Raw genomic sequence first — 25,952 nt, 5'->3', positions numbered from 1 at the left:
CGGACCTGGCGCTCTTCGGCGTAATGGCGGCGCTCGCTCTGGTCGTGCTCGAGTACCGCCGGGGATGGCGGCGGATCGTCGGGCTCGCGGTCGTCGCGGCTGCGTTGCCGGCTGCCTACGAGGTCTTCCGGGCCGGGTACTACGGCCTCCTCGTGCCCTCGACCGCGTTGGCGAAGGAGGCGAGCGAGGCCCGTTGGCAGCAGGGCACCTACTACCTGCTGGACCTCCTCGGCACCTACCGGCTCTGGATTCCCGCGGTCGGGCTCGTGCTCGCGGCGGCCCTGCTCGCGGTCCGCGCGCTGACGCGGCGCGGGCAGCCCGGTCCGGCGCTGGCCCCCCGGGGCCGGACCGCCGTCGTGGTCGCCGTCCCGCTGGTCTCCGCGCTACTCCTCGCGGTCTACGTGATCCGCGTCGGCGGGGACTTCATGCACGGCCGGATGCTGCTGCCTGCCCTGTTCTGCCTCGCGATGCCGGTGACGGCGGTCCCCCTGGGCCGCTGGACCACGCTGCCCGTTCTCGGTACCGCCGCCTGGGCCGTGGTCTGCCTGCTGGCGCTCCGCCCCGCCTACGGCGCGACGCTCGGCCCGAACTGGATCGCCAACGAGCGGCTCTACTACGTCTCGCTGCTCGGCAACCCGCACCCGGTCACGGCCGAGGACTACTCCACGCACCCGATGGTGGCCGAGGGGGTTGCGGTGCTGGAGGCGGCCGACGGGCAGTCGCTCGCCATCGTCGGCGCGAAGCCGGGCGGAGCCGGCTGGTGGGTCTACCCGGCGGAACGGGACTCGCTGGTCTGGCTGAACCTCGGCGTGGCGGGCGAGCTGTCACCGCTGGACGTCCAGGTGCTCGACGGCGTCGGGCTGGTCAACCCCATCGCCGGACACGCCACGGGGCTCCCGGACGGCCGGATCGGGCACGACAAGGACCTGCTGCCGGAGTGGTTCCTCGCGGACGCCGGGGTCCGCGGCGACACGGGCTTCGTCGGGCCCACCTATGTCGCCGGCGCCCGCGCCGCGCTGGCGTGCCCCAGGACCGTGGAGATGATCGCCTCGTATCGGGCGCCGCTCACCGCGGAGCGGTTCTGGGCGAACCTCACCGGCGCCGTCGAGCGCGGGCAGTACCGCTACTCACGGGACGCGGCGGAGGCGGCGACGTGCGCGCCGCTCCCCGCCGCTCCCTGACGAGTCAGTCGCGGTCGGTCGGCGGGTTCGGCGGCGCCGGACCCGCCGGGCCCGGGTTCGTCCACCCCCACATCGTCCTCGTCCCGCGCGTGACATCGGGCGAACCCGCGTCGGGGACGTACGGCTCCATCAGCCGTAGCTGGCCCCAGTCCCAGTCCCACTGGCCCTGCAGATAGGTGGGGACCACGCGTTCCCGGGCCGTCTGGTCGATCCAGGCCAGCGGCCCGCCCGTCGACGGGAAGCCCCAGTTGTCCCCGACCTCGCGCTGCTGGGTGTCCGCCATGATCCGGTAGCCCGGCACCTCGGCGACGCCCCGGTGGATGGCGAACGGCCGCAGGCAGGGGCTGGCGAACGAGGTCGGCCAGTCCAGGTAGCCGGCCTCGCCCCGCACCACGTCGGTGAGCGGGGTCAGCACCGGGACGCGCGGCTGCGCGACCGCGAGCCAGCCCTCCGGGCCGAGGGCGCGGTCCTGTGCGACCACCCGGACCCGGTCGGCCGAGGCCGCCGGCGTGCCCGCGAGATCCAGCCGCACGTCGCGCCAGCCGCTGCCGGCGGCGCCGTTGCCCTTCGGGTCCGCCGTGGTGGTGACCGCCCCGGAGGCGGCGCTCGGCGAGATGCTGTCGACCACCGTGTCGTCGGGGTCCCGGGAGAACTCGAGGGTGAGCTCGTTCCCGCCGCCGACCTGCCCGGCGACCCCCAGCACGAGTGGGGCGTCGCCGCGCCTCGCGGCGTCCGGCAGCCGGTACCACCCGGTGCGCAGGTCCCCGGTGCCGGCGCCGCCGGCCGTCCAGCTGCCCAGCACGGGGCCGCCCATCGGGCCGGTGCCGGCGACGCCGGGGTCCCGGTTCCCCTCGCCGTCGCTGTCCCGGAGCGACCCGGGACCATTCGGCGGGAGCCCGTTCGGCCCGAACCCGTCGGCGACGGCGGCTCCGCCCGCCGCCGGGAGCACCCCGGCCTGCGGGTCGGTCTCGACGAGCACGTGGCCGGCGAGCCCGCAGCCGTGCCCGGCGGGGTCAGTGACGATGTCCGCCGGCATCGAGTAGCTGCTGGACTGCTTCTGTACCCCCTTGGCCAGGGAGAACACCTCGAACAGCACCAGTAGGCCGCAGATGACCGCGATCGGTCCCGAGTTGAGGCGGACCGAGGCGGCCCGGCTGCCGGACGGCGTGGCCGGCATCGGGCGCGGGATCGTCGGCCCGCGCAGGTGCTCGAACGCGGCGATCCCGAGCGAGACGACCGTGGCGAGCAGCAGCAGCGACGTCGCCGAGACGCCCTTCACCGACACCGGCTTGTCGAACCACGGCACGCCCCAGTTGGAGACGTACCACCAGGTGTTCGGGCCGGTGAACGCCAGCGCGGTCACGGCCAGGACCGCGGCGAGGAACATGGCCTGGTTGCGGCGCGAGCGCAGCACCCCCGTGCTGGTCGCGACGGCCGCGAGCGCGGCCAGCCCGGCGCCCAGCGCGGCGAACGCGCCGAAGTGGTGCGTCCACTTCGTCGGCGTCAGGGCGAGCACGACGAACGCCAGCAGCGCGCTGCCGATCAGCCGCCGGCTCGCACCGAGCCCGGCGCCCGGGATCCGCCCGCGCCGCAGGATCACCACGGCCGATACGGCCAGGCACAGGATCAGCAGCAGCACCGGGAATCGCCGCATCAGCGAGCCGTCGCGGCTGGCGGTGAACAGCAGCTCGTAGCGGTAGAGCTCCTCGTACCAGGCCAGGTTCGGGCCGATCTCCGTTCGGACCCGGGTGGCCTCGGAGACCGCCGCCCAGCTCTGGTCGCCGAAGATGGCGACGAGCACGATCAACCCGGCGCCCGCGAGCGGCGCCAGCACCGCGAGCCAGCCCGCCGTCCGGGCGCGTTGGCCGAACAGCCGCAGCAGCGGCCGCGCCGACGCGAGGAACGGGGCCAGCGCGATCAACCCGGTCGGCGTCGCGGCCACGGCGAACGCCCCGCTGATCAGGGCCAGCGCGATCGGCATGAGCCGCCGGGTGGCGAGCGCGCGCTCCATCGCGACCAGCGAGAGCAGCGCCGCGATGACGACGACCGGCTCCGGCCGCAGCCCGTTGTCGTAGGGCAGCCAGAAGCAGAGGAAGACCCCCGCCGCGGCCCAGCCCGCCGAGCGGCTGTGCCGGACCCGGGTCCCGAGCCGGGGGAGCAGCCCGCGGCTGATCAGGAACCACGACGCGACGCCCATCGCGAACGCCGGGACCCGCAGCCAGGCGACCGAGTCGCTGATCCCGGACCACAGCGAGTAGAGCTGGTAGAACCAGCCGAAGGGGGCCTCCGGGACGTCGAACCAGCGGTAGTAGTTGCCGATGTAGCCGGAGCTCTCGGCGCCCCGGGTGATGCCCAGGATGTAGCCGTCGTCGGAGGTCATCCCGCCGATCACGACCCACAGCGCGAGCACGGCCACCACCGCCGCGTCGCGCAGGGTGTCGCGCCCGCGCAGGACCGCAGGGAGCCGCCCGGTACCGGGGAGACGCCGGCCGTCGGCGTCGTCCATGCGCCGCAGGGCCAGCAGGCTGCCGAGCAGCGCGAGGACCGCGACCACACCGGCCGCGACCTTCAGCCCGCTCGACGAGCTGTCGTAGCGGTTGTCGGTCGTGATCCGGACCGAGGTCCCGGAGACCGGGTCGAGCCGCGAGTCCAGATCCGAGTACACGCCGATCACCTGGGGCCGGTGGTCCCCGTCGAGGGTCACCACCGGTGTCCGGCCGACCTCGACGGTCGTCCGGTCGACGTCGGACACGACGTCGAGCGTGCACCCCGCAGTGCCGACGGCCACCTCGGCGACGCGCTCGCCGCGATCGTCGACGGTCAGCCTCCCGTCGGCCACGCGCACGGTCAAAGCGACGGCGGCGCCGTCCGGGGAGCCGGGGGGCGTCGTTGTGAACACGGTGGCGGGGCCGGGGACGCGGGCGTCGAGGCTCGTGACCGCCGCGCAGGGCACGCTCGCGTCGAGCCGTTCCGGGCGCAGCGCGACCAGCGGCGCGGTGACCGGGGCGGTCCCGTTCTCCGCGGTGGGCCAGCTGAGCTCGGCGGTGTTCTGCCGCACGGGCAGGAACGGGGTCGCGATCGCGAGGAGGGCCGCGAGGATGCCGAGGCCCGCAGCGACCCGGCGCCGGCCTCTCCGCGTGGGTGGGGCGCCGGGTGCAGGTCCGGGGTCGGACCGTCGATCGGCGTCCACCGTCTCGGTGGTCAGCACGGGGCGAGGCTAGACAACCGTCGCTCACCGTCGCCGGGCGCCTCCATTGCGTAGGTCCGCTCGAACGAGATCTCAAGGTAGATCGCCTGGCAACACCGACACTCTGCGTAGTCAACTGGGCTGAACGGGCGCTGTTGAGGGACGCCCGTGACGCTGACACCCGATCGGTCGTTGAGGCGAACGTGACCGTCACCGCAGCTCAAATCGCTCCCAAACGCACTGGTGAGCTGCGTGCGTTGACGGGGCTGCGGATCGTCGCGGCGGTGTGGGTCGTCGTCTTCCACTTCCACTTCACGGCCCTTCCGGGGGTGGCCGACGTCGTGGGGGTGTTCGGCCCGTTGATCACCGCGGGTGCGCTCGGGGTGGACCTGTTCTTCGTGCTGAGCGGGTTCGTGATCGCCTACACCTACCTCGAGCAGCTCGGTCCGCGGCTGCGGGCGCGGGAGACCGGGCGGTTCGTCTGGGCCCGGGCCTGCCGCATCTGGCCGGCCTATGTGCTGGTGTTCAACCTGTTCGGGATCTGGCTGGTGGCCCGCGCGGTCCTCGGTTCGGACCCGAACATCGCGTTCCAGGGGGTGCAGCCGAAGCTCGGGCTCGGGCAGTGGCTGCAGCAGATGTTCATGGTCCAGCTGTGGGACCAGCCGTTCTTCGACGGGGCGTCGTGGGTCGGCTCCACCTGGTCGATCAGCGCGGAGTGGCTCGCCTACGTGCTGTTCCCGGTGGCCGCGGTGGTGCTGTACCGGCTGCGGAATTTGTCGGTCGTCGTCCTGGCGCTGGGGGCGCTGGGGCTGATGGCGCCGATCGCGCTGGCCTACGTGTCCACCGGCAGCCCGTACTACCCGTGGAGCTGGGCGGTGCGGATCCTGTGCGGCTTCGGCGGAGGAGCGCTGACCTACCTTGTCGTGCGGCGGCTGCGGGCGTCGGACGGGGTCCGCCGGGCGGCGTCCTGGATCGGCACGGCGACGCCAGTGCTGATCGCCGTCGGCCTGCTCGCCGGGGAGCTCGCCGGCCCGGGCCGCGGCGGCGCGGTGATCGTGCTGTTCCCGCTGCTGGTCGGGTCGCTGGCGCTGGCCGATCGGGGGATCGCCCGGCTGCTGTCGACGGAGCGGATGGTGCACGGCGGGCGCATCTCCTACGCGCTCTACCTCGTGCACATCCCGATGTTCGAGGTGTTCTGGCTGGCCCTGCGGCGCTTCGGGGGATCCGACGGCGGCGCGGTGCCGGCCGGGAACACGCTGCTGGCGCACGTGGTGGGGATGCTGGTGCTGGTGGCGACGCTGCCGGTCGCGCACCTGCTGTTCGTGGGGGTGGAGGAGCCGGCCCGGCGGCGGCTGAGGGTGCTGGGGAGCGTCCCTCGCCGCGCCGGCTCGGCGGACCCGGTCCTGCACGTCGCGGCGGAGCCGACCGCAGAGGCGCCGATGGTGGGAGCCGTCCCGAGGCAGGACCGGCCCGTCGGCAACGACGAGGCGCGGCGGGACCCGGAGACGCAGGCGATCCGCGTCGTCCGGCAGCCGCTCGCGAAGGAGCCGGTGCGGGACGAGGAAGCCCGACGCGATCCCGAGACCCGGGGCATCCCGATCGCCCGGCCTTCGACCGGGCCGGTCCCGGTGGTCCCCGGCCAGCAGCGCAGCGAGGTCCCCGCACGCGTCCCGGCAGCCGCGCCGGCCGTCTCCCGCGACGACGCTCCGACTGGGGAGCCGGACGTCGCCGCGGGAGCGGTCGGCCGCGCGATCGTCGCGCGCCGGGCCGGGATCGAGCCGCGGACGAAGCTGGCTGCGGACCTCGTCGCCGCCTCCGCCGCCGGCGCCGCCCGGAGCGGCCCGGGGAAGCACCGCCCGGGCCCGGGCCGGGGCAACCGTGGTTGGATCGACTCGCCGCAGTTCGGGGCCCAGCCCACGCCCTGAGGAGCCGGGGCGCACCGGTTCCGGGCTCGCGGCACACGCTGCCGGTCGAGAACGGAACCCCACGAACCTGCGATGAGCGCGACATCCTCGGGTGAACGCCCCGTGCACGATCCCTCCGGCCCGACGCTGCCCCCCGAGCGTCTCCTGGGCTGGTACGTCCGGTTGATCCGGCACTACGTCGGCCGGGGTCCGTACCTCGACGCCGGCTGCGCGACGGGCGGCTTGATGCGCCGGCTGATCGAGCTCGGCCCGGTGTCCGGGCTGGCCTTCCCCAGCACCGCCGCGGCCGTGGTCCGGGACGAGGCGCCCGGCTGTCCCGTCTACACGTCGGCGGCGGAGCTGCCGACCGAGGAGTTCCGCAGCCTGGCCGCGCTGCACGTCCTGGACCGGATGAACGCGGCAGCCGGGGACAAGGCCGTCGCCTGCTGGCGGCGCGTCCTGCGACCCGGCGGGCGCGCCCTGGTCGTCGTCGCGGACTCGACGGGCCGGGCGCACCGCCTCACCGGGGACGCCCGGCGCACCGCGCCCTTCCCTCGCCCGCACGCGGAGTGGCGGGAGCTGCTCGACGGCGCCGGGTTCGTCGTCTGGCACGAGGGCAGCGACGGGCTGTGGAACGGCCCCTACGGCCGGCTCCCGTCGTGGCTCGACGCCCGCGCCGAGGCCCCGGTGGCGTCCCAGCTCTCGTCCGGACGACTGGTGCTCAAGCCGGGAGCGGGGGAGTCCTCGGTGTTCGTGGTGGAGAACCCGGCCTAGGTTCCCGATACGTAACGTGACGAGAATCCGTGGGATACCCCCGAAAGGGGTGCGCTGGGTACGTTGCCGGGCGTGGATGTCGCCGAGCGCTCGCCCTCCGGTCGGGGGGATCCGACGACCGACCCCCGCTTGCTCGCCCCCACGCGTCCTCCGGCACGCGGGCGCCTTGTCGTCGCCGCCTTCGGCGGGCTGCTGGGGCTGGCGCTGTTCCTGCTCGCGCGCCGGGCCCTGATCGACGACGCGTACATCACGCTGGACTACGCGCGGTCCCTCGCCTTCCACGGGCAGTGGGCCCTGGAGCCGGGACACCAGGCCAACACCGCGACCTCACCGCTGAACGTCCTGCTCCTCGCGGGGTTCTCGCTGGTCACCCGGGACCCGGTCATTGCGGTCGGGGTCCTGCTCGTGGTGGCGCTGGGGGTGCTCGGGTGGGCCCTCTCCTCGATCGGCCGGATGCACGGCCGCCCGTTCCTGTTGCCCGCGCTGGGCGTCGCCGCCGTCGCGGTGTGCCCGCTCCTCGCCTCGACGGTGGGGATGGAGACCTACCTCGCCGTCGCGCTCGTCGCCTGTCTCGCCCGGGCCGCGGTGTACCGACGGCCGGTCGAGGCCGGGGTGGTCGTCGGGCTGCTGGTCCTGACCCGGCCGGACCTCGTCGCGTTCGGGCTCGCGGCGCTGCTGGTCCCGGCGTTGTTCCGGCGGGCGCTCGTCGTCGTCGGTGTGGCGGCCGCCGTCGCGCTGCCCTGGTTCGTGACCAGTTGGCTGGTGCTCGGTTCCGCGTTGCCGGACACCGTCCTGCTGAAGGTCGGGGACCACTGGGGCCCCTGGACCTTCGGCAACGGGCTGCTCCTCTACCACGACACCTACCCGGCGGCGGTGCTCCTGTCCGTCCTCGCCGCGGGGGCGGGCGTGCTGGCCGCCGTGGTGACCGTCCTCGTCCGGCTGGTGCGGAGGACGGGCCCCGAGCTCGAGCTCGTCGCGGTGTGGGGCGTCGGTGCCCCGTTGCACGCCGGCGTCTACGTCGGCCTCGGCACCGCCCCGTACCACTGGTACTACGGTCCCGCGATCGGCGCGCTGACGATGCTGGCGGTCATGAGCCTCGCCCCGGCGCCCCGACCGGTTCGCGGGCTGGGCATCGCGGCAGGGGCGACGCTCGTCGTCGTCGGGGGAGGGTTCCTGGTGCGCCACCCCTGGTCCACGCCGCCGATGACGACCAACTGGGCGACTGCCGAGCAGTACGCCGCCGTCGCCGCGGGAGTCCCGGCCGGGACCGTGGTGCTGTCACCCGGTGAACCGGGGACGATCGCCTACTACTGCGACTGCACCGTCGTCGACGCGTTCTCCGACCGGGCCCTCGTCGCCAGGGGCCTCGCGGATCGCGAAGCGGCGGGCGGCCCGCTGCAACGCGCGATCCTGAGACTCAACTACGCCCGGCTGCGGACGGGCCCGCCGATGACCCCGACGATGCGGCTCGTGTTCTCCGAGACCGGTCCCGGTGTGGCGGCCTCGTCCCCGTGGCGGGCGGCGGGGGTGATCCGCGTGGCACCCGTTCTCGTCGGCGGGTGATGATGCAGGCATGGCAGAGCTGCTCCCGCTGGACCCCGACCAACTGCTCACGACGACCCGTTCGGTGCGCAAACGTCTCGACTACTCGCGCCCGGTGCCGATCGAGGTGATCCGGGAGGCCCTCGAGGTCGCGCTGCAGGCGCCGAGCGGCAGCAACGTGCAGGGCTGGCACTGGATCGTGCTGACGGACCCGGACAAGCGCAAGGCCGTCGCGGACTACTACGCCGAGTCCTTCGACGGGTATCGCCGGTCCGCCGGCTACGCGGGCCGGCAGGCGGGTTACGAGGGCGACCGCGCCGAGACCCAGCAGCGGGTCGCCTCCAGCGCGGAGTACCTCGCCGAGACGATGGCGGACTGCCCGGTGTTGATCATCGGTGCGATCCAGGCCGGCGAGGAGCTGCCGCAGGGTAACCAGGCCGGCCTCTGGGGCTCGCTCCTCCCCGCCGCCTGGAGCCTTCAGCTTGCCCTGCGCGCCCGGGGGCTGGGCAGCGCCTGGACCAGCCTGCACCTCAAGCACGAGAAGGCGATCGCGGAGCTCCTGGGGATGCCGGCGGACGTCCGCCAGGGCGTCCTGCTCCCGGTCGCCTACACGAAGGGCACCGACTTCAAGCTCGCCCCACGCCAGCCCCTGGACACCGTCCTGCACGTCAACGGCTGGTGACCTGTGCGCGTGAAACCTCGCTAGAACGAGGTTTCACGCGCACAACCCCCATCGACCTGCGAGAACGAGTTGTCCACATCCTGACCTGGTTGTCCACAGGCCGGACGCTCATCCCCTCGGCGGGCAGTATCGGCGGAATGGTCGACGGTATGCCGATCATCCGTCCCGACAGCCCGCCCCCGACCTGGCCGGTCCTCCTGGCGGAGCAGCACGGCGTCGTCTCCCATCACCAGCTCCGCGCCCACGGGTTCACGGTCGCCCGCATCGCCGCCGAGATCCGCGCCCGTCGCTGGCAGCAGGTGCTGCCTCGGGTCTATGCGACCTTCACCGGGGCCCTGCCACCCGAGGCACTCGTCGTCGCCGCCCGGCTCTACGGCGGCCCGTCGGCGCTGCTCAGCCACCGCACCGCCGCGGAACGCTGGGGTCTCCTCCCGCCCGGGCCGACGCTCCCGATCGAGATCACCGTGCCCTACGGGCGCTCGGCCGTCTCCCAGCTCCCGTTCGTGCTGCTCCACCGGTCCCGGGCCCACCGGCATCTCGTGGCGGCGACCGACCCGCCGATGACGAGCAGGGCGGACACCGCGATCGACGTCGCCGTCGCCGAGCCCGACGCCCGCGCGGCCCGCCAGCTGCTCACGGCAATCCTGGGGACGGGAAGGGTGAGCCCGAACGACGTCCGCCGCAGGCTCCTCGAACGCCCGCCGCTCCGGTACCGGAATGCACTGGACGAGGCGGTGCGGATGGTCTCGGGCGGTGTGCAGTCCGTCCTGGAGGAGCGCTACGCCGTCGACGTCGAACAGGCGCACGGCCTGCCGGCCGGACGACGTCAACAGCCCGTCGTGGTCGACGGCCGGGCCCTGTACGAGGACGTCGTCTACGACGGCGCGGGCGCCCGTCTCACCGTCCGGCTCGACGGCCGGTCGCACCTGCAGGCGGACGTGGCGCTGAAGGACAGGCGCCGGGGCAACGCCGCGGAGCTCGCCGGCCGGGCGAGCCTGGTGTTCGGCTGGAGGGAGGTCTCGACCACCCCCTGTGTGGTCGCCGCCGAGGTGACCACGGTCCTGCTCCGCTCCCGGGCCAACCTCGCCCGAAACACCTGTTCCCGCTGCTCAGGTGAGGTTGTGAGTGCCTAGCCTCGCTCTAACGAGGCTGCGCACTCACAGGGGGAGGCGGCGGAAGATCGGGCGTGGGACGTGGCGGAGCGCGGACATGACGAAGCGCAGCGGGGCCGGGGCCCAGACGAGCTCCTTCTTCCCGCGGACGGCGTCCACGATCACCTCGGCGACCGCCTCCGGCGTCGTCGACAGCGGAGCCGCCTTGAGGCCCTCGGTCATCTTCGTGTGCACGAACCCGGGACGGACGACGCTCACCGTCACGCCGAACGGCCGCAGCGCCTCGGTCAGTCCGGTGTAGAACGCGTCCAGCCCGGCCTTGGTGGAGCCGTAGACGAAGTTCGAGCGGCGCGCCCGCTCCCCGGCCACGGACGACAGCGCGACGAGCGAGCCGTGCCCCTGCGCCTTCAGCTTGTCGCCCACGGCCACCCCGACGGACACCGCCGCCGTGTAGTTGACCTGCGCGAGCTCGACGGCGGTCTGCACGTCCGTCCACGCCTGCTCGTTGTCCCCGAGCAGCCCGAACGCGACGATCGTGACGTCGACGTCCCCGTCCGCGAACGCCTTCTCGACGACCTCGGGGTGCGTGTCCAGGGCCAGCGCGTCGAAGTCCAGGGTCTCGACGGCGCAGCCGCGGCTCTCGAGCCGGACCTTCGCCCCGTCGAGCCTGGGCGACGGGCGGGCGGCGAGGACCACGCGCAGCGGCCGGTCCCCCGCGAACGCCTCGACGGCGGCGAGCCCGATCTCGGACGTGCCACCCAGCAGCAGGATGCTCTGCGGGTTACCCACGGCGTCGATCATCAGAGGAGCTCCAGTCGTCGTGCGAGGTCGGACGCGAACACGCCCTCGGGGTCCACGGTGGCGCGGATCTTGCGCCACTCGTCGAGCCGCGGATAGCCGCGGCGGATGGCCTCCGGCGTCGTCCGGGACTCCTTGGCCAGGTAGTGCCGGCCGCCGGCGTCGAGCACGATCGCGTCGAGCTCCGCGCAGAGCGCGCCGAGGCCGGGGCCGATGGGGATGTCCAGGCACAGCGTCCAGCCCGGTCTCGGGAAGGAAAGCGGTGCCCGGTTGCCCTCGCCGAAGCGCTTCAGCACGTTCAGCGCGGACACGTGCCCGGCCGCGGTGACCCGCTCCAGCACGGTCCGGATCACGTCGCCCCGCTCCAGCGGGACCACGAACTGGTACTGCAGGAACCCGTGCGGCCCGTACCCGCGGTTCCACTCGCCGATGATGTCCAGCGGGTGCAGGAACTGCGTGATGTTCTGGATCGCCCCCGTCCTGGTGGGCGACTTCCGGTACCAGGCCTCGCTGAAGATCTTCCCGGTGAGCTTGTTGAGCAGCCCGGGCGGGAAGACGTCCGGGACGGTCAGCAGCTGCGGCGCGTCGAACTTCAGCGGATCCCTGCGCTGCTTGGGCGTCAGGTCCGCGAGCGTCGCATGGTTCGCCCTGGTCAGGATGCCGCGGCCGAAGTGCTCGCCGGTGGTGACGGCGTCGAACCAGGAGACGGACTCGGCGTATTTCTCATCGTCGCGGGTCTGGCGGTCCATGAGGTCCGCGAGGTTGTCGATCTGCTCGGTGTCGACCTTGAAGTACGCGGTCTCGACGTGGTGCAGCTTCAGCACGGCCCGCACGACGACGCCGGTGAGCCCCATGCCGCCGACGGTGGCCCAGAACAGCTCGGACTCCGGGCCGTCCGGCGTCAGCTCGCGCACGGTGCCGTCGGCCGTCACCAGCGTCATCGCCTCGACGTGGTTGCCGAAGCTCCCGACGACGTGGTGCGCCTTGCCGTGGATGTCCGCGCCGATCGCGCCACCGATCGTCACCTGGCGGGTGCCCGGGAGCACCGGCAGCCAGAGCCCGAACGGCAGGGCGCGGCGCATCAGCGTGTCCAGGGACACCCCGGCGTCGACGACGACCCGGCCCGAGTCCGCGTCGATCGAGTGGACCGACGTCAGGCCGGTCATGTCGAGGACGGTGCCGCCGGCGTTCTGCGCGGGATCGCCGTAGGAGCGTCCGAGTCCACGGGCGATGATCCCGCGCGGGCCCGCGGTGGTGATCGCGGCGGCGACCTCCTCCGGGTTCCGCGGCGTGATCACCGTGGCCACGGTGGGCGCGGTGCGGCCCCATCCGTGCAGGGCGCGGGTCTCGCTGGGCAGGCTGGTCATCGCGGCCCAGGCTACCGGGGGACGCGCCGCGACCCGGACGGGCCGTCGGTCCACCGGGGCGACCGCCCGGAACAGCACGAACCCGGCCTGTGCGACGCTGCCCCGGTGTCCGACCCGACCGCCGTCCCCGCGCGGTCCCGCCGGACCGCCCCGGCACCGGCGATCGCGTTCGTCCTCTACCTCGCCGGCTCGCTGGCTCTGCACCGCGACGCCCTGGGCCGCTTCGGGAGCGCGACGATCGGGCGCGTCAGTGCGGATCCGGACGGTTTCACCTGGTGGTTGAACTGGCTGCCCTACGCCCTCGGCCACGGTCACAACCCGCTGTTGACGGACTTCCAGCACTACCCGCTGGGCGTGAACGCGATGTGGAACACATCGGTCCCGGTTCTCGGCCTGCTGCTCGCGCCCGTGACGCTGACGGCCGGTCCCGTCGCCGCGTTCAACACCGGGATGGTGCTCGGCCCGGTGGTCGCCGGGGTGGCGACGGTCGCGGCGTTGCGGCCGTACGTCCGCCGCGCGTCGCCGCGGATCGTGGCCGGCGCGCTCTACGCGTTCTCCCCGTTCACCCTCGCCCACCTCTCGGCCGGGCACCTCAACCTGGTCTGGCCGGTGCTGCCGCCGGTGCTCCTCTACCTGGCGCACCAACTTTTCGTCGCTCCGGTGAGAAAGCCCCTCCTGACCGGCGCCCTCACCGGGCTCGCGCTGGCGGTCCAGACCGTCCTCTACACACAGACGGTCGCCGCCGGTGCCCTGATGCTGCTGGTCACGGCCCTCGTCCTGGCGGCCCGATTCCCCCGGGAGGTCCCGGAGCGGCTTCCCGCCCTGGCCCGGGCGGGCGTGGCCTGCGTCTGCACCTACGCCGTCCTCGCCGCCTACCCGCTCTACCTCGTGCTCGCCGGCCCCGTCCGCCCGCGCGTGCCGATCCGGGTGCCGGAGTACGGCAGCACGGACCTCGCGAACGTCCTGTCGCCGACCTTCCTGAGCGCGTTCCGGCCCTTCGGCACCTCGCCGATGGTCGGGAACCTGGGGGAGCAGGGCGGCTACCTCGGCGTCGCGGTGCTCGTGCTGCTGCTCGTCGCGGTCGTGACGGTCCCCGCGACCCGGCTTCCCGCCGTCGTCGGTGTGATCGTGTCCGTCCTCTCGCTCGGTCCGACGCTGCACATCGCCGCCCGCAGCACGGACATCACGCTGCCCTGGAAGGCCTTCACCGGGCTGCCGCTGCTCGGCGAGCTCGAGCCGGTGCGGCTCCAGGTGTTCACGACGCTGGCGCTCGCGACGGTCGTCGTCCTGTTCCTGGACCGGGTACCCGCCTTCCCGCCCGTCCCGCGGGTGCTCGCACTGGTCGCCGCCGCGGCCGCCGTCGTCTCCTGGCACCCGGCCGACGCCCAGCGGGTCCAGCCCGCCGGCCCGCCGGCCTTCGTCGCCGAGCTGGCGACGCACCTGCGCCCGGGGGACGTCGCCGAGATCCACCCGCGGCCGACGAGCTGGTGGTACGGCGGCGCGGACGCCCTGCGGTGGCAGGTCGCCTCGGGCATGGCCTTCCGGATGACCGGCGGGTACTTCATCGGCGCGGATGAGCGGAGCCCGCTGCTGATCGAGTCCCCGCGGAACCGCTACCAGTACGGCGCCAACTGGGCCGAGCGCGGCCTGCCGCCACTCGACGCCGCGTACGCCGCGTCCGCGGCCGCTGACCTGCGGCGATCCGGCGTGACGATCGTGCTAGTCGTCCCGGAACCCGGCCGGGACACGGCGGCCCTGGTGGACTGGACGCGGCGCGTGACCGGGGCGGAGGGCGAGCCGCTGGACGGCGCGTTGCTCTTCCGTGTGCACTAGGGACACCGTGATCGTGACCCGCGGCTAATCTGACCCGGGTGAGCGTGCAGCCCCATCCCGGAGACCGTCCGCGGCTCCGGATCTCCGACGCGGACCGGGAGCGTGCCGCCGCGCGCCTGCACGAGGCGCTGGGCGAGGGCCGGATCACGATGGCCGAGCTGGAGGACCGGCTCGCGGTCGTCTACGCCGCCCGCTACGCCGCCGATCTCGTGCCGCCGCTCGAGGACCTCCCCGGCGAACCCCTGGACGTCATGCTCCCGCCGCCACCGCTCTCGACGCCCGTCGGCCCGCCGCTGGTCCTGCGCGGCGGGATGGGGACGCTGCGCCGGACGGGCGCCTGGTCCGTCCCGGCGCGGCTGCGGGTGCAGAGCACGGTCGGCGCGGTCCTGCTGGACTTCTGCGACGCCACGCTGAGTTATCCGGTGATCGAGGTGGAGCTCGAGCTCGGCGCCGGCGCGGCCCGGCTGCTGGTCCCGGACGACGCGACGGCGGACGTCGACGACCTGGTGTCGGGCATGGGCAGCGTCCGCAGCCGGGTCCCGATCGTCCCCCTCGCGGGCCACCCGCACTTCCGGATCTACGGCCGCACCGGGATGGGCTCGGTCCTCGTCCGGCGCCGCTTCCACTTCGCCGGGAGGGCCTTCTAGCCCGTGCGCGGAAAACCGTTGCCAGGGCGACGGTTTCCGCGCACGACCGATGTCCGGGGCACGACGGGTCAGGTGAACCTGCGCCCCTCGTCCCTCCGGTACGCCCACACCGCGACCGCCGCGGTGACCACGGTCCACACCGCGAACACCACCAGCGCCAGCCCGTCCGGTGACGTGCCGGTCGTCGCCCGGACGACCAGGTCCCGCGCCCCGCGAGGGCAGCAGCGCCGAGAACGCCTGGAGCCTGCGACGATCCAGAATCCGAGCAGGTAGTTGGTGAGATCGCCCCAGATCGCGCCGCTGAGGAGGTAGAGCGCGCCGACGAGGAAGACGAACAGCGCGGGGACGAGGACCGTCACCGCCGCGTCGGGCAGGTCGAGCCGGGTCGCCATGGCGGAGACGATCACGCCGAGCGCGGTCATGGTGACCGGCCAGGTCAGCCCGTAGAGCAGGCCCTGCTTCGACGACTCGCCGGCGACCCCGCGTCCGCTGCGGATCCCGACGAACGCGCTGGTTCCCACACCGGCCAGGACCAGCAGCGCGGTTCCCCAGGACGCCGCCGTTACCGGGGGCCGAACCGGTGCCGGTGAGGAACCAGAGCACCCGATGATCAGCCAGACGGCACCCCAGAGCGCGAAGAGCACAGCCGTGTTCGGCCCCTGCTGCGAGTTGGCCCGTGCCTGCTCCCGGCGGATGACGGGAAGGGGCGCTACCGGACGAGAATGCGGTCGGTGCGGGTGAGTCCCAGGTCAGGAGCGGAAGACGACCGTCCGCAGCATGACGAAGTTGATCGCGGTGGCGGTGCCCTGGGAGATCACCCAGGCGAGCGAGGCCTTGAACGCCATCTCCGGCAGCAGCGCCAGGGCCAGCGAGTTGACCCCGACGGCGATCGCGAAGGTCGTCGCGTAGAGGAGGACGAAGCCGGCGAGCCGGCCACGGCCGGCGGCGCTGTCGCCGAAGGTGAACCGCTTGTTGAGGAAGTACGCCGTGGTCGTCCCGCAGATGAAGCTGACGGCGCGGGCGAGCCAGGGGTCCGTGCCGAACGAGAGGAACAGGTGGTAGATCCCGAAGTCGACCGCGGCGGACACCACCCCGACCGCGACGAACCGGACCAGTTGTGCGACGAGGCCGGGCGCGGCGGTCCCCTCGGATCGGGTGGCGGTCACCCGTCGAGGGTAGCGGCGCTCCCCTGTGGGTCCGGAACCGGCGCGACGGCCGCTCGCCGGCCCGCGCGACGGGAACGGCCGACTCGCGTGCCAGCAACCGCCGACTCGCGCGACCGAAACCGCCGACTCGCGGGGACGCCGGGTTACGGGGCGCGGTGGAACTGCTCCGCCCGGCCCTGGTTCAGCAGCTTCAGCCAGGTCAGGAACGCCCGCGGGTCCTTCCGGGTCACCAGGAAGTACCAGGCGAACCGGGGGACCTCGAGCAGGCCGATCTTCCGCATCCCCGGCTGGCTCATCAGGTACCCGCGGTTGCGGTAGGTGTAGTAACGCTTCGTCGCGTCGCCCGGGTCCTGCGCGTGCAACCGGCCACCGAGCATCGGCTTGAACTCGTCCGAGCCGTACGGGTGCAGGTACGTGGCGTGCAGTGCGGTACCGAACGGCAGTCCGGAGCGGACCAGGCGGCGGTGCATCTCCACCTCGTCGCCCCGGACGAACAGGCGCAGGTCCGGCACGCCGATGACGTCGAGCGTCGAGGCCCGGAACAGCGCGCCGTTGAAGAACGAGGCGATGCCCGGGAGCAGCTCCGCGTCCCCCTCGCCGTCCGCCGCGAGCAGGGCGGTCCGGGTGCGGTGCCAGGTCAGCCCGCGGCGCAGCGGGAACGCGAGGCGGTCCGGCTCCGCGAGGTCCGCGACGACGGGCGAGACGGCCGCGAGCCCGCGCCGTTCCGCCAGGTCGAGGCAGGTGGCCAGCGCGTCCTCGCCGCCGGCGTGGCCGTCGTCGTCGCCCAGCCAGACCCAGTCGGCGCCCATCGCGAGCGCCTGGAGCATGCCGAGCGCGAACCCGCCGGCGCCGCCCAGGTTCCGCCAGGACGGGAGCCAGGTGGCGGGCAGCCCGCAGGCCTCGACGACGTCGCGTGCGGGCTGGTCCGGCCCGTTGTCCACGACGATCAGGTGCGCGATCGGGTGCGTCTGCTTCGCCATCGCGGCGAGGGAGTCCACGAGCATGGCACTGCGGTGCCGGGTGACGACGACCGCGACGACGCTTCCGGGCGGGAGCTGCCCGCGCGGTGCCGATCGTTCGCCCGCGAGCTCGCTCACCGGGCCTCGCGGTGCGCGTAGTGCTCGGCCAGAACGTCCCGGCCCTTGTAGTGGTGCAGGACCTCGCGCAGCGGGCCGTACTCCTTGATCGTGCCGTGCTCCATCCAGATCGCGGTGTCGCACAGATCCGCGAGGAACTCGTCGGAGTGGGAGGCGAACACCAGGATCCCGGAGCGCTCGACCAGCTCGTTGAGCCGGTCCCGCGCCTTGGCCAGGAACTCCGAGTCCACGGCGCCGATGCCCTCGTCGAGCAGCAGGATCTCGGGATCGATGCTGGTCACGACGCCGAGCGCGAGCCGGACCCGCATGCCGGTGGAGTAGGTGCGCAGCGGCATCTCGAGGTAGTCGCCGAGCTCGGTGAACGCGGCGATGTCGTCGATCCGGGTCGCCATCTGCTTCTTGGTCATCCCGAGGAAGAGGCCGCGGATCAGGATGTTCTCCAGCCCGGAGATCTCCGGGTCCATCCCGACGGCGAGGTCGAAGACCGGCGCGACCTTCCCGCGCACGGCCGCCCGGCCGCGGGTGGGCTCGTAGATGCCGGACATCAGGCGCAGCAGCGTGGTTTTGCCGGCGCCGTTGTGCCCGACGAGCGCGACGCGGTCCCCCTTGCGCAGGGAGACGGTGATGTCCCGCAGCGCCTCGATGATCGGCACCTTGCTCTCGGTGCCGATCCGTCCGCCCGCGCGCCCGAGCACGGACTTCTTCAGCGAACGGGTCTTCGCGTCGAAGATCGGGAAGTCGACGCACGCGGCGTCGAGGTCGATGCTCGGCACCGGTGCGGGGCCAGGAGAGTTCACGGACACGTCCTCAGACCCAGTAGGCGACGCGGGCGCGGTAGTTACGCAGGCACAGCATGCCGACGATCCAGCCGACGACGGTGATGACGCCGACGACGGCCCAGAACCGCCAGATCGTCGGTTCGCCCAGCAGCGGGCGGCGCAGGATCTCGACGAAGTGGAACACCGGGTTCAGCTCGACCAGCCGAGCCCGTTCGGCGACGGCGGCGTTCGCGCTGAGGATGTCCACGGACCAGACGATGGGGGTCATGTAGAAGACCAGCTGCACGACGCTCGCGATGATCGGCGGGATGTCCCGGAACCGCGTCGCGAGGATGCCGGAGAGGATCGCGATCCAGCCGCCGTTGAGCATCAGCAGCAGGAACGCCGGGATCGCCAGCAGCAGCGACCAACCCAGCGGATGTGGGAACACGATCATCAGCACGGCCCAGATGACCAGGTTGTGCAGGAAGAACAGCGTCTGCCGCCACACGAGCCGATAGACGTGCAGGCTCAGCGGGGCCGGCAGGAACTTGATCAGGCCTTCGTTGGCGATGAAGACCTCGCTGCCCTCGAGGGTGCAGCCGCTGACGAAGTTCCAGATCAGCAGGCCGACCGCGACGTGCGGCAGGAAGGTCTCGATCGGGAGCCCGAAGAGCACCGAGTACAGCAGCCCCAGGCCGAGCGCGATGACGCCCATGCTGATGCTGATCCACAGCGGCCCGAGGACGGAGCGGCGGTAGCGCTGCTTGATGTCCTGCCAGCCCAGGTGCCCCCAGAGCGCGCGCTGCTTCCAGCCCTGGGACAGGTCTCCGAACGCCCGCGACCAGCTGCGTGAACCCGGGGCATCGGCGATCACCGGGCGCGCACGCCCGGTGCTGCTGTCGTCGACGGTCACGGCCACCCGGTGAGGGTACCCACGGCCGGGGGAGGGACCGTGCGCCGGGCCGCGACCGGTCGGTCGAGGCGTGACGCCGCCACCCCCGCTGCCGGCGCGACCGCGGTTCTCACACGGAAGAGGCAGGTCAGAGGTACTGGCCGGTGCCGCGGCCCATGCCCTCGGGCACCTGCCCCGGCTGCCCGCCGATGCCGGGCGGGAGCCCCTTGCGCATCTGCTCGAGCTGGGCGCGCGCCGCCATCTGCTGGGCGAAGAGCGCGGTCTGGATGCCGTGGAACAGCCCCTCGAGCCAGCCGACGAGCTGCGCCTGCGCGATCCTCAGCTCGCCCTCGGACGGGACGCTGTCGTCGGTGAAGGGCAGGCTCAGCCGGTCCAGCTCTTCTTTCAGTTCGGGCGCGAGGCCGTCCTCCAGCTCCTTGATGGAGTTCTGGTGGATCTCCTTGAGCCGGGCGCGGGAGGCCTCGTCCAGCGGTGCCGCGCGGACCTCCTCCAGCAGCTGCTTGATCATCGTGCCGATGCGCATGACCTTCGCGGGCTGCTCGACCATGCCGCCGACGCCCTGGTCGTCGCCCTGGTTCTCTGCCCCCTGGGGCACGCGCGCCACACCCACCGGCCGGCCGTCCGGACCGATGACCATGACCTGCTGCTCCTGGGCGTCTCCGCTGCTGTCGTCTCCTGATGCGTCTCCTGGTGCGGTCATGCGCCCATTCTGGCCCCGGGCGGCGGCGCGCGCGGATCGGCCGGGCCTTCCCGGCGACGCCAGGCGACGCCGGGCGCGCCGTTCGCGCCGGTCGGCGCTCTGCGGCATCCGCGGAACGGGCCCTCGCTAGCGTGTCGCCATGGCCTTCGACGTCGCCCGGGTGCGCGGGCTGGTCCCCGCCGTGGGCGACGGCTGGATCCATCTCGACACCAGCGCGGGGATGCCGATGCCCGAGCCCGTCGCGTCGGCGACGATCGCCGCGATGCGCGCCCCGGTCGGGACGCCCGGCGGCGCGTCCCCCGCCTCCCAGGCCGTCACCCGGATCGAGCGGGCGGCACGCGAGGCCGTCGCGGACCTGGTGGGCGCCGACCCGCGAGGTGTCGTGCTCGGCCCGGGCCCGGCGTCGCTGCTCCTTCGGCTGGCCGGCGCGGTCTCCGAGACCTGGCTGCTCGGCGACGAGATCGTGCTGACCAGCCTGGACGAGCCGGCCAACGTCGTCCCCTGGGAGCGGCACGCGCTGCGCACCGGGACGTCCGTGCGCCGCGCGGAGATCGACATCGAGACCGGTGAGCTCCCGGACTGGCAGTTCGACGAGCTGATCACCCGGGCCACCCGGGTCGTCGCGCTCACGGCCGCCTCGCCCCGCCTGGGCACCCGGCCGGACGTGGCCGCGGTGGCGGACCGGATCGAAGGCGCGCGCGGGAGGCGCCCGCTGCTCGTCGTCGATGCGAGCGCCGCGGCCCCGTACGTCCCGCTGGACATCGACGAGCTCGGGGCGGACGTCCTGGTCCTCGACGCCGGCGCGTGGGGCGGTCCGCGGGTCGGCGCCCTGGTCGTCGCCGACCCGGAGCTGCTGGACCGCCTGCCGGCCCGCGCGCTCGACCGGGCTGCCCGCGGCGCCGCCCGGCTGGAGCTCGGCCCGCACCCGTATCCGCTGCTCGCGGCCCTGGCCGAGTCCGTCGAGCACCTCGCCTCGCTGGACGATGCCGCCACCGGCATGCGCCGCGAGCGGATCGTCGCCTCCATGGCCGCGCTCGAGAAGCACCACGCCCGGCTGTTCGCGATCCTGCTCGGCGAGCTGGACCGCCGCACCTCGGTCCAGGTGCTGGGGGCGCCCACGGACCGGATCCCGACGCTCGCGTTCACCCATCCCGCGATGAAGGCGCCCGAGGTCGTCGAGCGGCTCGCGGAAGCGGGGATCTGCGCCCTCGCAGATCCGGGCGACGACGGCGCCCTCGAACGCCTGGGTGCGGCCGAGGTGGGCGGCGCGGTCCGGATCGCGCTGGCCCACACCACGAACGCCGGGGAACTGCAGGCCCTGGTCCGGGCGCTGAGCGAGCTGGGCTGAGCTACCCGTTCAAAGGGCTACTCGTTCACGAGCAGCAGCTTGCCGACGACACCGCCCGCGTCGAGCATCCGGTGCGCCTCCGCCGCGTCCCGCAGCGGGAACCTCGCGTGCACGATCGGCTTCACCCGGCGGTCCGCGAACATCGGCCACACCTCCTCGCGCACCCCGGCCACCACCAGCGCCTTGCTGTTCGGGCCCTCGACCGGCCGCCCGCGCAACCCCATCGCCGTCACGCTCGCGCGCTTGCTGAGCAGCACGCCGAGGTTGAGCTCGGCCTTCACCCCGCCCTGCATACCGATCACCATGAGCCGGCCGTCGCTCGCGAGCGCCGCGACGTTGTTCGGCAGGCCCTTGGCGCCCATGTTGTCCAGGATGACGTCCGCGCCGTGCCCGTCGGTCGCCTTCTTCAGCTGCTCGGCGATGTCGTCGTGGTAGTCGATCGCGATGTCCGCGCCGAGGTCCAGGCACGCCTGCAGGCGCTCGGGGCTGCCGGCCGTGGCCGCCACGCGGGCCCCGAGCGCCTTCGCGACCTGGATCGCGTGCGTCCCGATCCCGCTGCTGCCGCCCTGGATCAGGAACGTCTCGCCGGCCTTCAGCGCTGCGTGCGAGACGACGTTCGACCAGACGGTGCACGCGACCTCCGGCAGGCTCCCCGCGGTCACCAGGTCGACGCCGTCCGGCACGGGCAGGACCTGCGCCGCGGGGACCTTCACCTTCGTCGCGTACCCGCCGCCGGCGAGCAGCGCGCACACCTCGTCGCCCACCCGCCAGGTCTCCACGCCCTCCCCGACCTCGGCGATCCGCCCGGAGCACTCGAGCCCGAGGATCTCCGAGGCCCCGGGGGGCGGCGGGTAGTTGCCCTGCCGCTGGAGGAGGTCGGCCCGGTTGACGGCGGTGGCGGCGACGTCGATGACGACCTCGCCGACCCCCGCCTCCGGGTCCGGGACCTCGGTCCACTCCATCTTCTCCGGGCCGCCGAACTCGCTCAGGGTGATCGCGTACATGGACACGACGCTATTCCGTCGTGTCCGGGCACGCAGTCCGGCACCCTTGCTCCCATGGATCACCCGGAGCAGTGGCCGCAGCAGCACCTGGTGCTGCGCACCCCCCGGTTGGAATTGCGCCCCGACGACGACGCGGGCCTCCTCGAGCTCGTCGACGAGGCGTACCGAGGGATCCACCCGCCCGAGCGGATGCCGTTCCTGGTGCCCTGGACGGACGCCGATCCGCGGTACCTCGGCCGCGGGATCCTGCAGTACCACTGGTCGGAGAGGGCGAAGCTGGCGCCGGAGAGCTGGAGCCTGCACTTCCTCGTGCGCCTGGACGGCCGGGTGATCGGCACCCAGGGCATGACCGGGCTGGACTTCGGCGTCACCCGGGAGGTGGACACGGGTTCGTGGATCGGGCAACGCCACCAGGGCCGCGGCATCGGAACCGAGATGCGCGCGGCCGTCCTGATGTACGCCTTCGACCATCTCGGCGCCGAGCACGCCCGCTCGGACGCCTTCTCGGACAACCCCGCGTCCCGCCGCGTGTCGGAGAAGCTCGGCTACCACCGGGACGGCCTGCGCCGCCTCGCCGTCCGGGGCGCGCTCGCCGAGAACATCCGGCTCCGCCTGCCCCGCCAGGACTTCGTCCGCCCGGAGTGGAAGCTGCAGGTCGAGGGCCACTCGCCGGCCCTCGCCGACCTCCTGGGCGCCCCTGTGCGCGCCTAGCCTCGCTCTAGCGCGAATCGCCACGCACGACCCGGTGTGACCTGTGGAGACGCGCGATCCTGGCTCAGCCCAGGTTGTTCGTGCCGAACGTGTCGCAGCGGGCCGGGTCGCCCGTCCGGAATCCCGTGGTGAACCACTTCTCGCGCTGCGCCGACGAGCCGTGGGTGAACTGGCTCTGGTCGACCCGGCCGCCGCCGAGGTTGCTCTGGATGTAGTCGTCGCCGATCCGCTCCGCGGTGTCCAGCGCGGCGTTGACGTCTGCCTGGGTCACGTCGGTGATCAGTGGCCGGCCGCTCGCGGTCGGGGTGGTCGTCGCGTGGTTGCCCCAGGCGCCGGCGTAGCAGTCCGCCTGCAGTTCCAGGCGGACCGAGCCGGAGGTGGGGCCGCTGTCGCCCGCGCGGACCTTCCGGTTCGTGCCAAGCAGGTTCTGGATGTGGTGGCCGTACTCGTGCGCGATGACGTAGGCGCGGGCGAAGGGGCCGCCCTGCGCGCCAAAGCGGGTCTCGAGCTCCTTGAAGAAGCTGAGGTCGATGTAGATCTCGGAGTCCCCGGGGCAGTAGAAGGGGCCGACGTCGGAGGTGGCGCCGCCGCAGCCGCCGGTGCTCACCGAGCCGTCGAAGAAGTTGGTGCGCGGCGGGGTGTAGGTCTGGCCGGAGCGGGCGAACTCATCCGACCAGTAGCCGTCGAGGGAGTTGACGACGGCGGTGACCTCGCAGTCGAGGTTGGTGTTCGCGTCGGCGCCGGTGCGACAGGTCTCGGCGATCGCCGTGTTGTCCGCCGTCTGGCCCTGCTGAAGGCCCGACAGCCCACCGGGGACGGCGAAGCCGCCGCCGGTCCCGGTGCCCCCTCCACCGCCGAGCGCGGAGATGACGAAGAAGAGGATCAGCCCGACGATGCCCAGACCGCCGCCACCCACTGCGACACGGCCGCCGAGGCCGCCGCCACCCCCGCCGCCGGAGCCGCGCAGATCGTCGATGTGGGACGTGTCGAGGTCCGCGTTCTCGTCGAACCGCATGGCCTGCTCCCTCCGAGGCGCCGGCCCCGTGCCCGGCGAGCCGAATCCCACCACAGATCGACTGAGGCGGTCGAACGTGCCACCCCGCTACGCTCCGGGTATGACCGCTAGCGTGCCGTCGCCGCAATGGCTCGACGACGACGAGATGCGGTTCTGGCGTGCCTGGATCATCTCGTCGACCCTGATGGATGCGCGGCTGAACCGGGACCTGCAGGAGGCCCACAACCTCTCGCACACGGACTACGGCGTCCTCGTCGTCCTGTCCGAGCAGCCCGAGCGCCGGATGCGGATGAGCACCCTCGCGGACGTCCTCGCCCTGTCCAAATCCCGGCTCTCCCACCAGGTGTCCCGGCTGGAGAAGGCCGGCCTCGTGATGCGGCACGACGACACCTCCGACGGCCGGGGCATCTTCGCCTGCCTCACCGACGCGGGTTTCGCGCTCCTGCAGAAGGCCGCGCCCGTCCACGTCTCCGGGGTGCGCCGTTACATGGTCGACCTGCTGAGCCCCGAGGAACGCGAGCAGGCCGCCACCTTCATGGAGCGGGTCATCGAGGAGCTGCGCGCGGACGGGCCGGGGGACCCGGGGCGCTAGGCTGCGCGACGGAAGCGTGGCAGAGCGGCCGAATGCACTCGCCTTGAAAGCGAGAGTCCCGAAAGGGTCCGGGGGTTCGAATCCCTCCGCTTCCGCCACCTGAGCAGGCAGAATGCGGTTTGCCGGGCCGGTCGGTGCTCTGCATCGCGCCGTGCGGTTGCAGTTCTGGTTGCAATCGCAGGCTTGTCGGCCCGGCTTGACCTCCTGTTAGCCGATGTTGGGCCTCGCCAGTTGAGTTGACCAAGCCCCTCCAGATCGTTGCCAGCTCTTGCCGCAGCACCCACGCTTCGCCGCTCGATCTCGGTGTCGAGATCCGCGCAAATCCGCGACACCTCGCTCTTGGAGATCCCGGTGTCCGCGCCCAGGGCTTTGACCAGGTCGTCGACCTTGCGGGTGGACACGCCGTGCAGGTAGGCCTCCATCACCACCGCGAACAGCGCCTGATCCACCCGGCGGCGGCGCTCGAGCAGTGACGGGAAGAACGAGCCGGTGCGCAACTTCGGGATCCGCAGCTCGAGGTCGCCGGCGGTGGTGGTCAGGGTTCGGGTGCGGTGCCCGTTGCGCAGATTGGTGCGGGTGTCGCTGCGCTCGTGCAGCGCGGCGCCGATGGTGTCGGTGAGCTCGGCCTCGATCAACGCCTGATAGATCGTCTCCGCGGCCGTGCGGACACGATCACCGACATCGGCGGCCTTGAGTGCATCGAGGACTTCGAGCAGGGCAGACTGATCCAGGGCCATCGCGTGATGCCTCTCTACGTGTTCCTTGGCGGGTGCACGCAAAGACTCACGCGGTGGCCCTTCCTACGTGCTCAGCCACGCCGGAAGGACCCCGGACTTCCACCACCACCGGGGACGCGACCCCGAACCCTGGCCGCCGAAGCTTTTCGGTCGTCTCGGATGTGGTCATTGTTGACACCAGCAGGGCGTGCGGTTGGATGAGGCGATGCAGGTCGAGCCGATCGTGCTCGCGATGGAGACAGTGCTGGATCGGTTACTCGCGGGGGTGTTAGCGAGGACGGTGCTCGGCGGCTCTTCCGACTAGGCGGTCTTCCAGCAGTAGGCGCCGAACAACCAACGGCGACGTCAGTGGGTCGCCGTTCCACTGAGCAACATGATCACCGGGTGTTATCCGATTCGTCGCGCGCTTAGCGAACGCTGGAGCCGCAGATCATCGAGGCACGGTCTCCGGCGCTCAAGGCGATCACCGAAGCCGGTGGCAGTGTGCTCAACGACGCCAAGCGCGGCCCGCACGAGGTGGGGGCGGTGGCCCGCGATCCGGGGGGAACACGATTGTGGTCTACGGCGCACCTTCGGAACTCGTCGAGATCACCCCCGGCTCCGCCGCGCGAGCGCATCCTGCTGCTCAGACGCGCCACCGACGACGGTCTCCTAGAGCTCACGGCCGGACGGTACTCGCCAAGCTGGGCAGCAACTGGGCGGCGTTCTCGGCCAGCACCTGCTCGCGCAGGTCGCCGGCCAGCAGCGGGGTCGAGTCGATCCGCTCGGCCAGTGCCTGGCACGCCGCGAGCGGGGTGAACGGCCAGTCGCTGCCGTACATGATGTGCGATGGGTCGGCCACCGAGAGCAACGCGCCGAGTAGTTCGGGTACCGGCGCTCCG

General features: G+C 72.8%; 22 protein-coding genes, 1 tRNA gene and 2 pseudogenes. 12 read left to right on the top strand and 13 right to left on the bottom strand.

The window, feature by feature from the left end; genetic code table 11:
- A pseudogene (locus JWP64_RS12470) lies at positions 1 to 1,181 on the top strand (hypothetical protein); the annotation flags it as partial.
- Positions 1,182 to 1,185: 4 nt separating this feature from the next.
- Here JWP64_RS12470 and JWP64_RS12465 read toward each other — a convergent pair.
- Positions 1,186 to 4,389 carry an arabinosyltransferase domain-containing protein gene (locus JWP64_RS12465; RefSeq protein WP_297496041.1) on the bottom strand — a complete coding sequence of 1,068 codons (3,204 nt, stop codon included), beginning with the start codon at positions 4,387 to 4,389 and terminating at the stop codon, positions 1,186 to 1,188.
- A gap of 236 nt (positions 4,390 to 4,625) precedes the next feature.
- Between JWP64_RS12465 and JWP64_RS12460 the strand changes: the two genes are divergently transcribed.
- The 5 genes from JWP64_RS12460 to JWP64_RS12440 all read left to right on the top strand — a co-directional run bounded on the left by JWP64_RS12460 (position 4,626) and on the right by JWP64_RS12440 (position 10,403).
- Positions 4,626 to 6,293, top strand: a complete 1,668-nt coding sequence (locus JWP64_RS12460; protein WP_297496039.1) for an acyltransferase — start codon at positions 4,626 to 4,628, stop codon at positions 6,291 to 6,293.
- Positions 6,294 to 6,365: 72 nt separating this feature from the next.
- Positions 6,366 to 7,046, top strand: coding sequence for a class I SAM-dependent methyltransferase (locus tag JWP64_RS12455; protein ID WP_297496037.1), 681 nt, complete (start codon positions 6,366 to 6,368; stop codon positions 7,044 to 7,046).
- 129 nt (positions 7,047 to 7,175) lie between these two features.
- Positions 7,176 to 8,609 (top strand): hypothetical protein, encoded by a 1,434-nt coding sequence (locus JWP64_RS12450; RefSeq protein WP_297496036.1) that lies wholly within the window; start codon positions 7,176 to 7,178, stop codon positions 8,607 to 8,609.
- Between the two features lie 10 nt (positions 8,610 to 8,619).
- On the top strand, positions 8,620 to 9,270 hold the full coding sequence (locus JWP64_RS12445) for a nitroreductase family protein (protein WP_297496034.1): 651 nt from the start codon (positions 8,620 to 8,622) through the stop codon (positions 9,268 to 9,270).
- A 137-nt stretch (positions 9,271 to 9,407) separates the two neighbouring features.
- The gene (locus tag JWP64_RS12440; protein ID WP_297496032.1) at positions 9,408 to 10,403 is read left to right on the top strand and encodes a hypothetical protein; all 996 of its coding nucleotides are present in this window, start codon (positions 9,408 to 9,410) and stop codon (positions 10,401 to 10,403) included.
- Between the two features lie 24 nt (positions 10,404 to 10,427).
- Here the strand turns inward: JWP64_RS12440 and JWP64_RS12435 are convergent, their stop codons facing one another.
- Together JWP64_RS12435 and JWP64_RS12430 are read right to left on the bottom strand one after the other, a co-directional pair.
- Positions 10,428 to 11,183, bottom strand: coding sequence for a decaprenylphospho-beta-D-erythro-pentofuranosid-2-ulose 2-reductase (locus JWP64_RS12435; protein WP_297496031.1), 756 nt, complete (start codon positions 11,181 to 11,183; stop codon positions 10,428 to 10,430).
- Positions 11,183 to 12,547 (bottom strand): FAD-binding oxidoreductase, encoded by a 1,365-nt coding sequence (locus tag JWP64_RS12430; RefSeq protein ID WP_297496028.1) that lies wholly within the window; start codon positions 12,545 to 12,547, stop codon positions 11,183 to 11,185. The genes JWP64_RS12435 and JWP64_RS12430 overlap by 1 nt, the downstream gene beginning before the upstream one ends.
- Before the next feature lie 105 nt (positions 12,548 to 12,652).
- Here JWP64_RS12430 and JWP64_RS12425 point away from each other — a divergent pair, with 105 nt between their 5' ends.
- Together JWP64_RS12425 and JWP64_RS12420 are read left to right on the top strand one after the other, a co-directional pair.
- Positions 12,653 to 14,380 (top strand): hypothetical protein, encoded by a 1,728-nt coding sequence (locus tag JWP64_RS12425; protein WP_297496026.1) that lies wholly within the window; start codon positions 12,653 to 12,655, stop codon positions 14,378 to 14,380.
- Between the two features lie 38 nt (positions 14,381 to 14,418).
- A complete protein-coding gene (locus tag JWP64_RS12420; RefSeq protein WP_297496024.1) occupies positions 14,419 to 15,027 on the top strand; it encodes a DUF1707 domain-containing protein in 609 nt (202 codons plus the stop codon).
- Between the two features lie 68 nt (positions 15,028 to 15,095).
- Here the strand turns inward: JWP64_RS12420 and JWP64_RS12415 are convergent, their stop codons facing one another.
- The 6 genes from JWP64_RS12415 to JWP64_RS12390 all read right to left on the bottom strand — a co-directional run bounded on the left by JWP64_RS12415 (position 15,096) and on the right by JWP64_RS12390 (position 19,664).
- Positions 15,096 to 15,548 (bottom strand): hypothetical protein, encoded by a 453-nt coding sequence (locus JWP64_RS12415; protein WP_297496023.1) that lies wholly within the window; start codon positions 15,546 to 15,548, stop codon positions 15,096 to 15,098.
- Between the two features lie 228 nt (positions 15,549 to 15,776).
- Complete coding sequence (locus JWP64_RS12410; protein WP_297496021.1) at positions 15,777 to 16,193, bottom strand: GtrA family protein; 417 nt, start codon at positions 16,191 to 16,193, stop codon at positions 15,777 to 15,779.
- 143 nt (positions 16,194 to 16,336) lie between these two features.
- On the bottom strand, positions 16,337 to 17,290 hold the full coding sequence (locus JWP64_RS12405; RefSeq protein WP_297496019.1) for a glycosyltransferase family 2 protein: 954 nt from the start codon (positions 17,288 to 17,290) through the stop codon (positions 16,337 to 16,339).
- The gene (locus JWP64_RS12400; protein ID WP_297496045.1) at positions 17,287 to 18,063 is read right to left on the bottom strand and encodes an ABC transporter ATP-binding protein; all 777 of its coding nucleotides are present in this window, start codon (positions 18,061 to 18,063) and stop codon (positions 17,287 to 17,289) included. Before JWP64_RS12400 ends, JWP64_RS12405 begins: the two co-directional genes overlap by 4 nt.
- Before the next feature lie 34 nt (positions 18,064 to 18,097).
- Entirely contained in the window at positions 18,098 to 18,964 is an 867-nt protein-coding gene (locus JWP64_RS12395; protein WP_297496043.1) for an ABC transporter permease, read from the bottom strand.
- Positions 18,965 to 19,091: 127 nt separating this feature from the next.
- Entirely contained in the window at positions 19,092 to 19,664 is a 573-nt protein-coding gene (locus JWP64_RS12390; protein ID WP_297496017.1) for a bacterial proteasome activator family protein, read from the bottom strand.
- Between the two features lie 139 nt (positions 19,665 to 19,803).
- Between JWP64_RS12390 and JWP64_RS12385 the strand changes: the two genes are divergently transcribed.
- Positions 19,804 to 21,012 carry an aminotransferase class V-fold PLP-dependent enzyme gene (locus tag JWP64_RS12385; protein WP_297496015.1) on the top strand — a complete coding sequence of 403 codons (1,209 nt, stop codon included), beginning with the start codon at positions 19,804 to 19,806 and terminating at the stop codon, positions 21,010 to 21,012.
- A 17-nt stretch (positions 21,013 to 21,029) separates the two neighbouring features.
- On the opposite strand, the gene JWP64_RS12380 is transcribed toward JWP64_RS12385, so the two are convergent.
- Complete coding sequence (locus JWP64_RS12380) at positions 21,030 to 22,016, bottom strand: NAD(P)H-quinone oxidoreductase (RefSeq protein WP_297496013.1); 987 nt, start codon at positions 22,014 to 22,016, stop codon at positions 21,030 to 21,032.
- Positions 22,017 to 22,070: 54 nt separating this feature from the next.
- On the opposite strand from JWP64_RS12380, the gene JWP64_RS12375 reads away from it, so the two are divergent.
- A complete protein-coding gene (locus tag JWP64_RS12375; protein WP_297496011.1) occupies positions 22,071 to 22,727 on the top strand; it encodes a GNAT family N-acetyltransferase in 657 nt (218 codons plus the stop codon).
- A 64-nt stretch (positions 22,728 to 22,791) separates the two neighbouring features.
- Here JWP64_RS12375 and JWP64_RS12370 read toward each other — a convergent pair whose 3' ends face one another.
- The gene (locus tag JWP64_RS12370; protein ID WP_297496009.1) at positions 22,792 to 23,742 is read right to left on the bottom strand and encodes a neutral zinc metallopeptidase; all 951 of its coding nucleotides are present in this window, start codon (positions 23,740 to 23,742) and stop codon (positions 22,792 to 22,794) included.
- 100 nt (positions 23,743 to 23,842) lie between these two features.
- On the opposite strand from JWP64_RS12370, the gene JWP64_RS12365 reads away from it, so the two are divergent.
- Both JWP64_RS12365 and JWP64_RS12360 read left to right on the top strand, forming a co-directional pair.
- Positions 23,843 to 24,334 carry a MarR family transcriptional regulator gene (locus JWP64_RS12365; RefSeq protein WP_297496007.1) on the top strand — a complete coding sequence of 164 codons (492 nt, stop codon included), beginning with the start codon at positions 23,843 to 23,845 and terminating at the stop codon, positions 24,332 to 24,334.
- A 10-nt stretch (positions 24,335 to 24,344) separates the two neighbouring features.
- Positions 24,345 to 24,432, top strand: a tRNA-Ser gene (locus JWP64_RS12360).
- 255 nt (positions 24,433 to 24,687) lie between these two features.
- Here the strand turns inward: JWP64_RS12360 and JWP64_RS31485 are convergent.
- Together JWP64_RS31485 and JWP64_RS12350 are read right to left on the bottom strand one after the other, a co-directional pair.
- Positions 24,688 to 25,071: pseudogene (locus JWP64_RS31485) on the bottom strand (transposase); the annotation flags it as partial.
- 658 nt (positions 25,072 to 25,729) lie between these two features.
- The coding region (locus JWP64_RS12350; protein WP_297496003.1) for an amidohydrolase family protein at positions 25,730 to 25,952 on the bottom strand (223 nt) is incomplete at its 5' end.

The sequence above is a fragment of the Pseudonocardia sp. genome, from assembly GCF_025465255.1.
Lineage (GTDB): Bacteria > Actinomycetota > Actinomycetes > Mycobacteriales > Pseudonocardiaceae > Pseudonocardia.
Note: the sequence above shows the minus strand (reverse complement) of the source record. Positions and strands in the feature narration are given on the sequence as shown.

What these genes read in the sequence shown, in the direction of transcription:
- JWP64_RS12455 (WP_297496037.1), top strand. Translation starts at nt 6,366, where the DNA reads ATGAGCGCGACATCCTCGGGTGAACGCCCCGTGCACGATCCCTCCGGC.
- JWP64_RS12445 (WP_297496034.1), top strand. Translation starts at nt 8,620, where the DNA reads ATGGCAGAGCTGCTCCCGCTGGACCCCGACCAACTGCTCACGACGACC.
- JWP64_RS12440 (WP_297496032.1), top strand. Translation starts at nt 9,408, where the DNA reads ATGGTCGACGGTATGCCGATCATCCGTCCCGACAGCCCGCCCCCGACC.
- JWP64_RS12435 (WP_297496031.1), bottom strand. Translation starts at nt 11,183, where the DNA reads ATGATCGACGCCGTGGGTAACCCGCAGAGCATCCTGCTGCTGGGTGGC.
- JWP64_RS12430 (WP_297496028.1), bottom strand. Translation starts at nt 12,547, where the DNA reads ATGACCAGCCTGCCCAGCGAGACCCGCGCCCTGCACGGATGGGGCCGC.
- JWP64_RS12390 (WP_297496017.1), bottom strand. Translation starts at nt 19,664, where the DNA reads ATGACCGCACCAGGAGACGCATCAGGAGACGACAGCAGCGGAGACGCC.
- JWP64_RS12385 (WP_297496015.1), top strand. Translation starts at nt 19,804, where the DNA reads ATGGCCTTCGACGTCGCCCGGGTGCGCGGGCTGGTCCCCGCCGTGGGC.
- JWP64_RS12380 (WP_297496013.1), bottom strand. Translation starts at nt 22,016, where the DNA reads ATGTACGCGATCACCCTGAGCGAGTTCGGCGGCCCGGAGAAGATGGAG.
- JWP64_RS12375 (WP_297496011.1), top strand. Translation starts at nt 22,071, where the DNA reads ATGGATCACCCGGAGCAGTGGCCGCAGCAGCACCTGGTGCTGCGCACC.
- JWP64_RS12370 (WP_297496009.1), bottom strand. Translation starts at nt 23,742, where the DNA reads ATGCGGTTCGACGAGAACGCGGACCTCGACACGTCCCACATCGACGAT.
- JWP64_RS12365 (WP_297496007.1), top strand. Translation starts at nt 23,843, where the DNA reads ATGACCGCTAGCGTGCCGTCGCCGCAATGGCTCGACGACGACGAGATG.